At 69.3% G+C, this 12,926-nt stretch carries 12 protein-coding genes, 2 pseudogenes and 1 riboswitch; of the genes and pseudogenes, 10 read left to right on the top strand and 4 right to left on the bottom strand.

Annotated elements, in window-relative coordinates:
- Positions 1–66: 66 nt before the first annotated feature.
- From AB0H86_RS09745 to AB0H86_RS09735, 3 genes and pseudogenes are all read left to right on the top strand, one after another.
- On the top strand, positions 67–1,266 hold the full coding sequence (locus tag AB0H86_RS09745) for an RNA-guided endonuclease TnpB family protein (protein ID WP_362435283.1): 1,200 nt from the start codon (positions 67–69) through the stop codon (positions 1,264–1,266).
- Positions 1,267–1,326: 60 nt separating this feature from the next.
- Positions 1,327–1,818 (top strand): annotated as a pseudogene (locus AB0H86_RS09740) (TetR family transcriptional regulator); the annotation flags it as partial.
- A gap of 136 nt (positions 1,819–1,954) precedes the next feature.
- The gene (locus AB0H86_RS09735; protein WP_362435111.1) at positions 1,955–2,245 is read left to right on the top strand and encodes a GlsB/YeaQ/YmgE family stress response membrane protein; all 291 of its coding nucleotides are present in this window, start codon (positions 1,955–1,957) and stop codon (positions 2,243–2,245) included.
- 105 nt (positions 2,246–2,350) lie between these two features.
- Here AB0H86_RS09735 and AB0H86_RS09730 read toward each other — a convergent pair whose 3' ends face one another.
- Positions 2,351–2,983: a hypothetical protein gene (locus tag AB0H86_RS09730; protein WP_362435109.1), complete on the bottom strand. Its 633-nt coding sequence runs from the start codon at positions 2,981–2,983 to the stop codon at positions 2,351–2,353.
- A gap of 160 nt (positions 2,984–3,143) precedes the next feature.
- Here AB0H86_RS09730 and AB0H86_RS09725 point away from each other — a divergent pair, with 160 nt between their 5' ends.
- Positions 3,144–4,100, top strand: coding sequence for a helix-turn-helix domain-containing protein (locus AB0H86_RS09725; RefSeq protein ID WP_362435107.1), 957 nt, complete (start codon positions 3,144–3,146; stop codon positions 4,098–4,100).
- A 102-nt stretch (positions 4,101–4,202) separates the two neighbouring features.
- Positions 4,203–5,201, top strand: a complete 999-nt coding sequence (gene gap, locus AB0H86_RS09720; RefSeq protein ID WP_362435105.1) for a type I glyceraldehyde-3-phosphate dehydrogenase — start codon at positions 4,203–4,205, stop codon at positions 5,199–5,201.
- Between the two features lie 120 nt (positions 5,202–5,321).
- Here the strand turns inward: gap and AB0H86_RS09715 are convergent, their stop codons facing one another.
- On the bottom strand, positions 5,322–6,593 hold the full coding sequence (locus tag AB0H86_RS09715; RefSeq protein ID WP_362435102.1) for a discoidin domain-containing protein: 1,272 nt from the start codon (positions 6,591–6,593) through the stop codon (positions 5,322–5,324).
- A 336-nt stretch (positions 6,594–6,929) separates the two neighbouring features.
- Between AB0H86_RS09715 and AB0H86_RS09710 the strand changes: the two genes are divergently transcribed.
- The 5 genes and pseudogenes from AB0H86_RS09710 to AB0H86_RS09690 all read left to right on the top strand — a co-directional run bounded on the left by AB0H86_RS09710 (position 6,930) and on the right by AB0H86_RS09690 (position 11,902).
- A complete protein-coding gene (locus AB0H86_RS09710) occupies positions 6,930–9,314 on the top strand; it encodes a glycoside hydrolase family 95-like protein (protein WP_362435099.1) in 2,385 nt (794 codons plus the stop codon).
- An 89-nt stretch (positions 9,315–9,403) separates the two neighbouring features.
- Positions 9,404–9,547, top strand: a pseudogene (locus tag AB0H86_RS09705) (acyl-CoA dehydrogenase family protein); the annotation flags it as partial.
- Entirely contained in the window at positions 9,544–10,608 is a 1,065-nt protein-coding gene (locus AB0H86_RS09700; protein ID WP_362435097.1) for an enoyl-CoA hydratase/isomerase family protein, read from the top strand. The pseudogene AB0H86_RS09705 and the gene AB0H86_RS09700, both read left to right, overlap by 4 nt.
- A 106-nt stretch (positions 10,609–10,714) precedes the next feature.
- Positions 10,715–10,865, top strand: a riboswitch (cobalamin riboswitch).
- 35 nt (positions 10,866–10,900) lie between these two features.
- A complete protein-coding gene (locus AB0H86_RS09695; RefSeq protein ID WP_362435095.1) occupies positions 10,901–11,122 on the top strand; it encodes a CbtB-domain containing protein in 222 nt (73 codons plus the stop codon).
- 21 nt (positions 11,123–11,143) lie between these two features.
- On the top strand, positions 11,144–11,902 hold the full coding sequence (locus tag AB0H86_RS09690; RefSeq protein WP_362435093.1) for a CbtA family protein: 759 nt from the start codon (positions 11,144–11,146) through the stop codon (positions 11,900–11,902).
- Positions 11,903–12,148: 246 nt separating this feature from the next.
- Here AB0H86_RS09690 and AB0H86_RS09685 read toward each other — a convergent pair whose 3' ends face one another.
- Positions 12,149–12,739 (bottom strand): histidine phosphatase family protein, encoded by a 591-nt coding sequence (locus tag AB0H86_RS09685; protein WP_362435091.1) that lies wholly within the window; start codon positions 12,737–12,739, stop codon positions 12,149–12,151.
- Positions 12,736–12,900: a hypothetical protein gene (locus AB0H86_RS09680; RefSeq protein WP_362435088.1), complete on the bottom strand. Its 165-nt coding sequence runs from the start codon at positions 12,898–12,900 to the stop codon at positions 12,736–12,738. Before AB0H86_RS09680 ends, AB0H86_RS09685 begins: the two co-directional genes overlap by 4 nt.
- Positions 12,901–12,926: the final 26 nt, after the last annotated feature.

Here is a 12,926-nt window from a genome sequence, read left to right as displayed (position 1 = left end):
GCATTGAAAGGTGCACGCACGGTTCTGAGGGGGCCGGGATGCAGTGATGCATCCAGGCTACCCGACCTGTACCCGGAACCGGGCCAACGTCTCGCGCTGGCCAGGGCGTTCGGGTGCGCCCGCGTCGTGTACAACGATGCCGTGCGCGCCCGCGAGGACGCCCGCAGGGCGGGCGAGCCCTTCCCCTCGGCGGGTGCGCTGTCCCAGAAGCTGATCACCCAGGCCAAGCAGACACCCGGGCGGTCCTGGCTGGGCGAGGTCTCCGCGGTCGTCCTCCAGCAGTCCCTGCGCGATGCGGAATCCGCGTACCGGAACTTCTTCGCGTCCCTCAAGGGTGAGCGGAAGGGCGCGACATGCGGTGCGCCCCGCTTCAAGTCCCGTAAGGACAGCCGTCAGTCGATCCGCTTCACGGCCAATGCCCGCTGGTCCGTCACCGCTTCCGGGAGGCTGAACCTCCCGAAGATCGGCGCCGTGAAGGTGAAGTGGTCCCGCACCCTGCCCGCACAGCCCTCCTCGGTCACCGTGATCAAGGACGCGGCGGGGCGGTACTTCGCCTCCTTCGCTATCGACACCGACGCGGCCGCCGACGCCACCCGCATGCCCGACACCGACCAGAGCGTCGGCATCGATCTCGGCCTCACCCACTTCGCGGTCCTCTCCGACGGCACGAAGATCGACTCACCACGGTTTCTGCGCCGCGCGGAGAAGAAACTGAAGAAAGCCCAGCGGGAGCTGTCCCGCAAGCAGAAGGGATCCAAGAACCGGGAGAAGGCCCGCCTCAAGGTCGCCCGCGCGCACGCGCAGGTGGCCGACGCGCGCCGCGAGTTCCACCACCAGCTCTCCACCAAGCTGATCAGCGACAACCAAGCGATCGGCGTGGAAGACCTGGCGGTCAGGGGACTCGCGCGCACCAGGCTGGCCAAGAGCGTCCACGACGCCGGATGGTCGGCATTCGTGCACATGCTGGAGTACAAGGCCGCCCGGTACGGCCGGACCCTGGTCAGGATCGGCCGGTTCACACCGACCTCCCAGACCTGCTCCACCTGCGGTATCAATGACGGGCGCAAGCCCCTGAACGTCCGGGAATGGACCTGCACCGCCTGCGGCACCCTCCACGACCGGGACCACAACGCCGCGATCAACGTCAAGACGGCCGCCGGACTGGCGGTATCAGCCTGCGGAGCGCCGGTAAGACCAGGACTCGTCCCGGCACAGCGCGAAGAAACAGGAAGCCACGGAATCCCGACCGAACCCTGTGCCGCGTAGCGGCACAGCAACGGTGGAGAAGGCCAGAATCCTCGGGCTTCAGCCCGAGGAGCAAGTCAACTCCTCGCACGGCACGCCCACGCGGACATCACGCTCAAGTCCGTCGCCGAACGTGCCGGTGTCAGCCCGCCCCTGATCATGAAGTACTTCGGCAACAAGGACGCCCTCTTCGCGCGGGTGATGTCCTTCGAGGAGGACGCGGCCGCCCTGCTGGACGCGCCACTGGCGGACCTCGGGCGCCACATGGTCCGCCACGTACTCGTCAGCCAGTCCGAACAGGGCGCCGACCCCCTGCTGCGGATCGTGTTCGCCCCACTCCACGGCGACCAGGGAGACACCCTCCGCACCAACTTCCGTACCCAGGTGAGCGATCGGCTCGCCCTGCGCCTCGACGGCCCCGGCGCCGGACTGCGGGCCGAACTCGCCCTGAGCATGCTGCTCGGCCTCGGCGTGATGTACGGCATCGCGCGGGGCGAAGAGGTGCGCGCGACAGCGATCGACGACGTCGTCGAACGATACGCACCAGCCGTGCAGGTGTGCCTGACGCCGTGAGCGAGGCACCGGGGAGCGCACCACGCTCCGAAGATCACTCATGGCATGCGGTGAATTCGTCCTCACCCTGGTCTGTTTGGCGACGGCTTTCGCGGACACACGTTCGGCGAAACGAAAGCTAGGGAGGAACTCTGCAATGGGCATCATCGCGTGGATCGTTATCGGGTTGCTCGCCGGGGCTATTGCCAAGGCGCTCATGCCGGGCAAGGACCCGGGCGGAATCATCATCACCATGCTCATAGGTATCGCCGGAGGCCTGCTCGGAGGCTTCCTCGGCAAGGTGATCTTCGGCGTCGACTCGATCGACGGCTTCTTCGATCTGTCCACCTGGATCGCGGCCATCGTCGGGTCGGTCATCCTCCTTGCGCTGTACCGGCTGTTCACCAACCGCGGGCGTGGACATCGGCGCGGACACGCCCACGCCTGACAGGTTCGCCTGGTCGGCGTGGCCGGAGCACAGCACCATGAAGTGAAGAACGCGAGCGCCCCCGCCTTCAGGCGGGGGCGCTCGCGTGCGGCGCCGAGTCGTGTATCAGCCGATGTTGAAATCGAGATTCGTCACGTACCAGGCATCGTCGATCTTGGTGGATTCCACCTTGACGTCTAACTGCCCTGGCTCCACTCCGGTGGAGTTGGACAGGATCACCTTGTCGAGAGACTGTCCGTCGATGGTGACCTTGTCGGCGGCAATCACCGCCTTGTCGCCGGTGACCGGGACTTGGGCGACTTCCACCTTCGGGTTGCTCGTGGGCGGCTTCGGCGTGAACGACGTACGGAACTTGCCGATGTTCTCTTGTATTTTCCGTGCTTCGGGTGTGCCGCTGTTACACATAGAGGGGCTGCCGACCCGAGCGGGCTTCGAAGCGGTGGCCGGTTCAGCCATCACCAGGCACGCCTGCTTCGGCTTTCCCTCGACAACAGCGGTGACCCAGGTGGCAACCGCCTCCTCGGCTGTGGACTGGCGGGTGGCCGAGGACTTCTGCGACTCGCCCGCGGTCGAGCTGCTCGCGGTCGGCTTCTCCTCCGCGGCGGACTCCGTGTCGTTCGAGCATCCCGTGACGCCCGCGACGGTCGCCACCAGCGTGGCCCCTACCGCCCAGCCCACGGTCCTGTTCCTGTAGCTGTTCGACCTCATGCCGAAAAAGCCCTTCCAGTAGACATCCATATGGCTCGTGGCCCCCGAGGCAGCTCGCTTCGAGGGGCCACAGTGACCATGGAGACGGGATGGACGGCTGTGCGGTTCTGCGGCACCCTCACTTTCCCGGCTGGGGCGCTACGGGGCTCGGCGGCTGACCCCGCGTCTGGTCGCTGCGTACCCTGTCTGCGTGTCAGCTTCCCGCCTGCGTCGCGTCGCCGTTCTTGTGCTCGACGGTGCGAAACCGCTCGACGTCGGCATTCCCGAGCAGGTGTTCACCACGCGCGCGAGCATGCCGTACGAGGTGCGCCTGTGCGGTGCGGCGCCCGGTCTCGTGGCCGGCGGCGACGGCCTGTCGTACCACGTCGCCCATAGCCTCGACACACTTGTGTGGGCCGACATCGTCTTCATCCCCGGCTACCGGTTCCCGGACCGAGACGATCCGTCGCCCGCCGTCGTCGACGCGCTGATCGCCGCCCACGAGCGGGGCGCGCGGCTCGCCGCCATCTCGACGGGCGCCTTCGCTCTCGCCGCCACGGGTCTGCTCGACGGCAAGCGTGCCACGACGCACTGGCACTACACCCGGGCACTGGCGGCGCGGCATCCGCTCGTACAGGTCGACGAGAACGTTCTGTTCGTCGACGAGGGCAGCGTGCTGACGTCGGCCGGCGCCGCCTCGGGCATCGACCTGTGCCTGCACATTCTGCGCGGCGACCTCGGGGTGGCCGCGTCGAACCACGCGGCCAGACGCCTGGTCGCGGCCCCCTATCGCAGCGGCGGCCAGGCACAGTATGTGCCGCGCAGTGTGCCCGAGCCGCTCGGCGAGCGCTTCGCCGCCACCCGCGAGTGGGCGCTGCGGCGGCTCGGCGAACCCCTCACCCTTGAGGTACTGGCGCGGCAGGCCGCGGTCTCGCCGCGCACGTTCTCGCGGCGCTTCGTCGAGGAGACCGGATACACGCCGATGCAGTGGGTGATGCGGGCCCGCATCGACATGGCCCGCGAACTGCTTGAGCGTTCGCAGCTCAGCGTCGAGCAGATCGCCGCCGACGTCGGCCTGGGCACCGGTGCGAATCTGCGGTCGCACTTCCAGCGCATCCTCGACACCACACCGAGCCAGTACCGGCGCACCTTCGCCCAGGGCGAGTAGCCGCACCGCGTGGCGCGATCCTTTTGGATCGTGGCGATCACTCCACTGCCGGCGGTGGAAGCCGAGAGCGAGGCTTGATGGTGAACGGAAGGGACACCATTCATGACTCGCATCGCCATCAACGGATTCGGCCGCATCGGACGCAATGTGCTGCGCGCCCTGCTCGAACGCCACAGCGACCTCGAAGTCGTCGCCGTCAATGACCTCACGGAGCCCGCCGCCCTCGCGCGACTGCTCGCCTACGACAGCACGGCCGGCCGGCTGGGTCGTCCGGTGACCGCGGACGGGGACGCCCTGGTGGTCGACGGACGCCGCATCACGGTCCTGGCCGAGCGTGAACCGGCGCAGCTGCCGTGGGCCGAACTCGGGGTCGACATCGTCCTCGAGGCGACCGGCCGCTTCACCTCGGCCAAGGCGGCCCGCGCCCACCTCGACGCGGGCGCGAAGAAGGTCCTCGTCAGCGCGCCCTCCGACGGTGCCGACGTCACGCTCGCGTTCGGGGTCAACTCGGACGCGTACGACCCGGCCCTGCACACGATCGTCTCGAACGCCTCGTGCACGACCAACGCGCTGGCACCGCTGGCCGCGGTGCTCGACAAGCTCGCCGGCATCGAGCACGGCTTCATGACGACGGTGCACGCCTACACGCAGGAGCAGAACCTCCACGACGGCCCGCACCGCGACGCGCGTCGCGCCCGAGCCGCCGCCGTCAACATCGTGCCGACCACGACGGGCGCCGCCAAGGCGATCGGCCTGGTGCTGCCGAACCTGGATGGCAAGCTGTCGGGCGACTCGATCCGCGTACCCGTTCCGGTGGGCTCGATCGTCGAACTCAACACGACCGTCGCCCGCGAGGTGACGCGCGAGGACGTGCTGGCCGCGTACCGCTCGGCGGCGGAGGGGCCGCTCGCCGGGATCCTGGAGTACTCGGACTTCCCGCTGGTGTCCTCCGACATCACGGGTAATCCGGCCTCCGCGATCTTCGACTCGGAACTCACCCGGGTCGACGGCCGGCATGTGAAGGTGGTCGCCTGGTACGACAACGAGTGGGGCTTCTCGAACCGTGTGATCGACACACTCGAACTCCTCGCCACCCGCTGACCGCGCCCGGCCGCGGGACACGCTGCGGGGCGGGGCGAGCATCGGGGTCGCCCCACCCGCACAGGAGTCGACTCGGAGCGCTCCGTCGGCCCGCCGGCGCGGCGCTCCGAGGCGAGCCGGTCAGAACTGGCAGGTGTCCATCCAGCGCGTGACCAGGGAGGTGTTGTTCTTGTCGGCATCACGTGCGGGACCACACAGGAACTGGCTGAAGCGGGTGTCGGCACGCAGCCAGAGGCTGAAGAACGACACGATCCACTTGCCCTGCCTGGCCTTGTCGCCGTAGCCCGTCATCGGACACAGATGGTCGCCCGGAACCTCGATGTAGAGCTTCTCGGCCTGGGACATGGAGTTGTACCAGGGCACCGCGTAGCTGTTGCCATTGGCGACAAGGTCGCTTTGGCAGGTCAGGAAGAACGTGGGCTCGGTGATTCCGGAGAAGTTCGGGCTCGTGTGGTACGGGGCGGTGGGCACGCCCGCCCGGAAGCGCGAGTCGTCCCGGAGGGCCGCCATGACACCACCGCCGCCCATCGAGTGACCGGCCGCGCCCAGTGTGCCGTTGACCTTCCCCGATACCGGGTTGCCGGTGGCGTTGCCGAGCGCGAGCAGCTGGGTGCCGGCGGCGGTGATCTGGCGGCCTCGCGATTCGGGATCGTCAATGAGTGTGTTGGTTCCGACGTTGATGACGACGAAGCCCCAGGAGGCGAGGCGGGGTGCGAGCCACTGCAGATTCTGCTGTGTGCCGTAATAGCCGGGCATCAGGACGACGCCCGGGTACGAGCCACTGGCCGTCGGGTACGTGACCGTGCCGGAGCCGTACCCGCTCGGGCTGGGAACGGTGTAAGTGGCGGTGGTCAGCGGCCCGTTGGTGGCCTCAAGGGAAGCGGTCGTCGGGTCCGGGATCCCAGTGTCCGGAGGGGCGCCGTCACCGGAGCCGTACACCTGGAACTCCCACAGCGAGTAGCCGTAGGCGGTGCCGCGCTGGGCGCCGTGGACGCGGACGTACCGGCCGTTGCCGTTCACGTCGAGGGTCTGCACGCCGCCGGTGCTTGTCGTGGTCGAGTAGACGGTGGTCCAGGCGGTGCCGTTGTCGGAGGTCTGGATCTGGAACGCGCGGCCGTACCCGGCCTCCCAGCGCAGCACCACTTGGCTGATGGTGGCGGTGGCGCCCAGATCCACTCTCAGCCACTGCGGATCACTGAACTTGCTCGACCAGCGGGTCCCGGATCTACCGTCCACCGCCGCCGACGCGGGGGTGGACGCCTTCTCGGTGGACGAGGAGGTCGCGGGCTTGCCCTGGGACAGCAGTTCGGCGGCGGCCGCCGGTGGCGCGGCCGCTGTCAGCAGAGTCAGTGCCAGGCCGATGGTGGTTGCCAGAGCGATCAGTGCCGTCATGGCACGGGGTCGGGTCCGTAACGGCTCGGTCGTGTTGGTCGAACGACTCGATGGACGCATTGACGTACCTCCCGAATGCGGTGAGCGCGTGGTATCCGGATTGCGAGGTGCGCCCGCACTGTAAGCGCTGCCGCAGCACGCCGGAAGAGAACTCTCACAGTGCGGAAGAAAAAGTGAACGGCCGCGGAGACGCATGTGGGTGGTGCCTCGTATCCGCCCATACAACCAACACATCGGATCTCTTCCGTAATGTTGACGCCCTCTCGTGCCATCTCTACCTTTCGGTCTGAGATAGCTCCGATGTATCTCTGTGAGTCGTACGAGCCAGGAGGCGCGATGCCCAGCCCGTCCAGCCGTCGTTCCAGCAGTCCGTCCAACCGCCCGTCCAGACGCACCGTGCTGGCCACCGGCTCCGCACTCGGCGGGACGCTGCTCGCGGGTGGCCTGCCCGCCCCGGCCGCGGCGGCCGGCGTCGACCCGCACGGCTCCGACCCGCACGGCTCCGACCCGCACGGTTCCGACCCCTGGCGCACCGTCCTCGACGACGCCGACCTGGTCTGGCAGCGGATGCCGAAGACCTGGTACGAGGGCCCGTATCTGGGCAACGGCTTCCTCGGTTCGGGGATCTACGCCGAACCGGGCACCGAGGCGGACACCTTCCAGGTCGTCCGCTTCAACGTGCAGCACTCCGAAGTCCAGGATCACCGCCCGGAGTTCGGATCGCTGTTCGGCCTCGCACGGCTGCCGATCGGCCACCTGACGCTGGAGCCGGTGGGCACGATCACCGGCCTCGACTGGCGGCTCGGGCTGCGCGACGCCGAACTGACCGGCACGCTCACCACGGACCGGGGCACCCTCACCATCCGCGCCCTGGTGCACAACTCCCGTTCCGTGCTGGCCGTCGAGGTGACACCGAGCGAGGGCGAGCGCGACTTCGCGTGGGCGTTCCATCCGGCTGAGGCGATCAGCCCGCGTGCGGCGTTCCGGCCGCTGCCGGAGGGGTACGAGGTCAACCCGCCCGCCGAGACCCGGCAGTACGACGGCATCTCCACCGCCGTACAACCGCTGCTCTCCGGCGGGCAGCACGTCACCGCGTGGCGGGAGCGCACCTGGGGGCGGGCGCGCACGCTGTACGTGCATGTCGCGCACTCGTATCCGAGGACGACGGCGCTCGGGCGCGCTCTGGCCGCGGTCCGGGACGCCTCGAAACTCCCGTACGACGCACTGGCGGTGGCGCATCGCGCCTGGTGGCACGCCTACTACCGGAAGAGTTTCCTCTCGCTGCCCGATGCCCGCATACAGCGCTTCTACTGGATCCAGCTGTACAAGACGGCGTCCGCGGCCCGGCGCGACGCGCCCGTGATGGCCACGTGCGGCCCCTGGGTGGAGCCCACGCCGTGGCCGGCGACCTGGTGGAACCTGAACGTGCAGTTGGAGTACTGGCTGATCCACGGCTCCAACCACCTCGAACTCGACGCTGTGACAAGGGCGTTGAGCGAGTTCCGGGACAACCTCAGGGCCGAGGTGGCGCCCGCGTACCGCGCCGACTCACTGGGCATCCCGCGCACCACCGACGCCTCACTGGTCAACGGCGGCGCCACGGACCCCGTACTGGGCTACGGCGTCGGCATCCCGGGCCGGGACCCGCCGACTCCCGAGGTCGGCAACCTCACCTGGGCCCTGCACAACGTCTGGCTCAGCTATCGCCACACGATGGACGAGTCGATCCTCCGTGACGTCCTCTTCCCCCTCCTGCGCAAGGCGATCACCTACTACCTGCGCTTCCTGGAACCGGGCGCCGACGGCAAACTGCACCTGCCTGCCACCTTCTCACCCGAGTACGGGGGCAACTCGCGGGACTGCAACTACGACCTGATGCTGCTGACCTGGGGCTGCCGCACCCTCCTCGACACCGCCGAACTCCTCGACATCGACGACGAGTTGGCGCCGCGCTGGCGCGAGGTCCTGACCAGACGGGCCGCGTATCCGACCGACGACAACGGCTTCATGATCGGCGCGGACATCCCCTTCGCGAAGTCGCACCGTCACTACTCGCACCTCCTGGCGGTGTACCCGCTGTACGAACTGACCGGCCGTACGCCCGACGAAAAGGCCCTGATCGAGATGTCGCTGGCGCACTGGGTGGGTTTCGAAGGCGCCCTCCAGGGCTATACGTTCACGGGCGCGGCCTCGATGTCGGCGTTGCTGGGCAAGGGCGAGGACGCGCTCAGCTACCTCGGCCAGTTGATGGCCCGCTTCATCCAGCCCAACACCATGTACAAGGAATCCGGCCCGGTCATCGAGACCCCCCTCTCGGCCGCCCAGTCCCTCCACGACATGGTCTGCCAGTCCTGGGGCGACACCATCCGCGTCTTCCCCGCGCTGCCCGCCGCCTGGGCGGATCTGACGGTGCACAACTTCCGTACCCAGGGGGCGTTTCTGCTCAGTGCCGTACGCGAGGACGGCGTGACCCGCTGGGTCCGGCTGGTCAGCGAGGCGGGCGCCCCCTGCGTCGTACGTCATGGCGTCGGCGGCCCGATCGAGGTACGGAACGACGACGGACGACCGCTGCGGTACGAGTCCGCGGGTGTCGGGACGATCAAGGTCACCCTGCGCAAGGGCGAGTCGGCCCTCATCACCGCCAAGGGCGACCGTCCCGACCTGCGGATCACACCCGTCGAGCCGAACGAGGAGGCGCCGCGCTGGGGACTGCCCGGGTGACCGGTGTCCCACCGAACGACGCCGTCCGCGCTCTCGGCGGGCCTGTTTCCGCGTTCTCGTGGGCTTCGCGGCACCCCGGACCTGGTTCCCAACTTCACGGCGGCTACGCCTATCTCAGCGACTCCGGCGTTGAGAAGATCGTCGGTGACCGTCGTGTCCAGCAGCTCCTGGAAGGAGTCAACGAGATCATGCGCGTCATCATGGCCCGGACCCTGGCGGAGGCACCCGGATGACCGGCAGCGAGGAACCCGTCCTGCTGCACATCACCGGTCGGGCCGCCCACATCACCCTCAACCGCCCGAGGGCCATCAACGCCCTGAACCACGCCATGGTGCGCCGTATCGACGACGCACTCACCGCATGGGCACACGATCCGGCCGTGGAGGCCGTCGTCGTCACCGGCGCGGGGGAGCGTGGCCTGTGCGCGGGCGGCGACATCCGTGCTGTCCACGATGACGCACGCGACGGGGACGGCACCGCCTCGGCCGCGTTCTGGCGGGACGAGTACCACCTCAACGCCCGCATCGCCCGCTACCCCAAGCCGTACGTCGCCGTCATGGACGGCATCGTCATGGGCGGCGGTGTCGGCGTTTCCGCGCACGGCCGCGTCCGGGTGGTCACCGAACGGTCGAGGATCGCCATGCCCGAGACCGGTATCGGGTTCGTGCCGGACGTCGGCGGCACCCACCTGCTCGCCCTCGCCCCGGGCGAACTGGGCACCCACCTGGCGCTCACGGGGGCGCACATCGGTGCCGGGGACGCACTGCTGTGCGGGCTCGCCGACCACTACGTACCCTCCGTCTCACTCCGGCAGTTCGTCGACGACCTCGCCGAACTGCCCGTCCGGGACGCCCTGGACCGTCACACGCGGCTGTCGCCGGAGGGGGAGTTGGCCGGCCACCGGGAGTGGATCGACACCTGCTACGCGGCTGACACGGTCGAGGAGATCGTCCATCGGCTGCTCGCCCAGGGCGACCCGGCCGCGAAGGAGACCGCGGAGACCCTGCTGTCCAAGTCGCCCACCGCTCTCAAGGTCACCCTGGCCGCCCTGCGCCGCGCCCGGCGGCTCGGCCCGCTGGAGCGGGTGCTGGAACAGGAGTACCGCGTCTCCTGCGCGGCCCTGACCACCCCCGACCTGGTCGAGGGGATCCGCGCCCAGGTCATCGACAAGGACCGCACCCCGCGTTGGTCGCCGGCCACCCTCGACGAGGTGACCGACGTCGACGTCGAGCGCTTCTTCACCCCGCTCGGCGAGCGTGAACTCGCTCTCCCCGGGCCGGAAACCACCACGTAGTGGCCTGAAGCGGCGGCCCGGTTCCGCCATCGGTGACCGGCGAACGGTCGGTGATCCGGGTCACCTGGCGGGCGAGAACGGCGTCACGCCAGGTGGTGCGGTATTGGCCATGGACCCGACACACGGTACCGTCGCTGTGATATTGACGACGGCATCGGAAGCCGGTGAGAATCCGGCACGGTCGCGCCACTGTGGACGGTGCCCCCCGAGGGGGCGCATCGCGAGTCAGACCCGTGGCCGTCGTCATGTGCACCACCGAGATGGGACGCGAACTCCCAGAGGAGGCCCTGCCATGGCGCAGCATGTCGCCCAGCCGACAACCACCACCCCCGTCGTTCCCGCCAAGCTCCCACTGAAGGCCATCGCCCCCTGGGCGGTTTTCTTCGGCATCCTGATGCTGGTCCTGCTGTACTTCGTCGGCGCCGAACAGGGCGCCACCTCAGTCGTCTCCGGCGAGAACGTCCACGAGTGGGTTCACGACGCCCGCCACCTCCTCGGCTTCCCCTGCCACTGATTCGAGGGACGCCGCACACCCATGAACTCCGCAACAGTAAGAAACCTGCTCGTTCGGGGCATGCTCGCCGGCCTTGGTGCCGGCGTGCTCGCCCTGATCGTCGCCTATTTCCTCGGTGAACCGAGCATCGACAGCGCCATCGGCTTCGAGGAGTCCCACGCCCCCGCCCACGAGCACGAGGTCGAACTCGTCTCCCGCTCCCTGCAGTCCACCGCGGGCCTGGCCACCGGCGTCCTGATCTTCGGGGTGGCGTTCGGCGGCATGGCCGCTCTCGCCTTCTGCTTCGCGCTCGGCCGCGTGGGCCGATTCAGCCCGCGGGCCACGGCGCTGCTCCTGTCGGGGGCCGCGCTGCTCGCCGTGTACGTCGTGCCGTTCCTGAAGTACCCGGCCAACCCGCCCGCGGTCGGCGACCATGACACCATCGGTCAGCGCACCACGCTGTACTTCCTGATGATGGCGCTCAGCGTGCTTCTCGCGATCGCCGCGGTGATCGCGGGCAAACGGCTCGCACCGAGGCTGGGCACCTGGTACGCCACCGTCGTCGCCGTGCTCGGCTTCGCCGTCGTGATCGGGCTGGCGTACGCGTTCCTGCCCGCCATCAACGAGGTGCCGAGCGACTTCCCGGCCGCCCTGCTGTGGCGGTTCCGCCTGTCCGCCCTCGCCATGCAGATCACGCTGTGGGGAGGCTTCGGCCTAGTCTTCGGCGAACTGGCCGAACGGCTGCTGCACCCGAAGCCGGCCACGGTGTCCGCGGGCACGGCGGTAGCCGCCCCGCAATGACCTGACCGACACGACGAGAGGGCCCGCGGAACCGTCCGGGGGCCCTCTCGCGTTCTTCGGGTTGGCAGTTCCGGCCGGGGGCTGCGACCGGGCAGGCGCGATACCCGGTGCATGCACGGCATCGCGCGGCACCGCCGAGGCCGTACCGGCGGACGCGGACACCGATTGCCTGCGCTGGGCGATCGCGGCGCTGCCGCGCCGTCACCGGGGCACGGCGTCATGAGAACCCTGTTGAGTCAGCTCCACTCAATGGTCCGCGACCGCCCCGACGGAGTCCGGCGGGTGCCCGAGCCGCAGGTTCCAGCGGCCGCCGCGCCCACTGATCGTGGTGGCCGTCAGCGGTGGCACGTCGAGCCGCCAGAAGGCCGCCGAGGGCGCCCCCAGCACGTGGACCACCGCGGCCCGCACCACCTCCGGCTCGACGACGGCGAGCGTACGGCCGCCCGTGTCCTGGGACGCCGCCAGCCAGCGCGTCACCCGCCCGCACATGTCCTCCACGGACTCCCCGCCATGGGGCGCGGACTCGGGATCGGCGAGCCAGCGGGCCACCGCCTCCGGCTCACCGGCGCCGACCTCGGCCAGGGTCAGGCCCCGCCAGCGTCCGACATCCAGTCCCGCCAACTCCGCTGATTCCGCGCCGTCGAGACCCAGTGCGGCAGCCGTCTCGCGACAGCGCACGGTGGGAGAGACCACGACACGCACAGCCGCCGGCAGGGATCCGGCCACGGCACGGGCCCGCTCCGCCCCGCCGGCGTCGATCGAGCCCCCGTCGTCGAAGCGGGCCTGACGCAGCGACGAGCTCATCGCGGGCGAGACGAAGGTGACACGAGCGGTCACGTGGTGGCTCCTCCTGCTGCGGTCATGGGTATGGAACCCCACTTCTGGACGCCGAGCGCGCGCCCCAACTCGCCGACCGCGCGGTCGAGTTCCGCGACCGCGACCGCGACCGCGACCGCGGCGGCGACGTCGTCGAGCGCGACGGAGGCGCGGAAGCCCACGAAGCGTCGAGTGCCCCACCGCGCGC

It is taken from the genome of Streptomyces sp. NPDC050997 (assembly GCF_040660135.1).
In the GTDB taxonomy this organism is placed as follows: Bacteria; Actinomycetota; Actinomycetes; order Streptomycetales; family Streptomycetaceae; genus Streptomyces.
The sequence above is the reverse complement of the archived record's forward strand: the minus strand, read 5'-3'. Positions and strand labels throughout refer to the sequence as shown.

What these genes read in the sequence shown, in the direction of transcription:
- AB0H86_RS09735 (WP_362435111.1), top strand. Translation starts at nt 1,955, where the DNA reads ATGGGCATCATCGCGTGGATCGTTATCGGGTTGCTCGCCGGGGCTATT.
- AB0H86_RS09730 (WP_362435109.1), bottom strand. Translation starts at nt 2,983, where the DNA reads ATGGATGTCTACTGGAAGGGCTTTTTCGGCATGAGGTCGAACAGCTAC.
- gap (WP_362435105.1), top strand. Translation starts at nt 4,203, where the DNA reads ATGACTCGCATCGCCATCAACGGATTCGGCCGCATCGGACGCAATGTG.
- AB0H86_RS09715 (WP_362435102.1), bottom strand. Translation starts at nt 6,593, where the DNA reads ATGACGGCACTGATCGCTCTGGCAACCACCATCGGCCTGGCACTGACT.
- AB0H86_RS09710 (WP_362435099.1), top strand. Translation starts at nt 6,930, where the DNA reads ATGCCCAGCCCGTCCAGCCGTCGTTCCAGCAGTCCGTCCAACCGCCCG.
- AB0H86_RS09700 (WP_362435097.1), top strand. Translation starts at nt 9,544, where the DNA reads ATGACCGGCAGCGAGGAACCCGTCCTGCTGCACATCACCGGTCGGGCC.
- AB0H86_RS09695 (WP_362435095.1), top strand. Translation starts at nt 10,901, where the DNA reads ATGGCGCAGCATGTCGCCCAGCCGACAACCACCACCCCCGTCGTTCCC.
- AB0H86_RS09690 (WP_362435093.1), top strand. Translation starts at nt 11,144, where the DNA reads ATGAACTCCGCAACAGTAAGAAACCTGCTCGTTCGGGGCATGCTCGCC.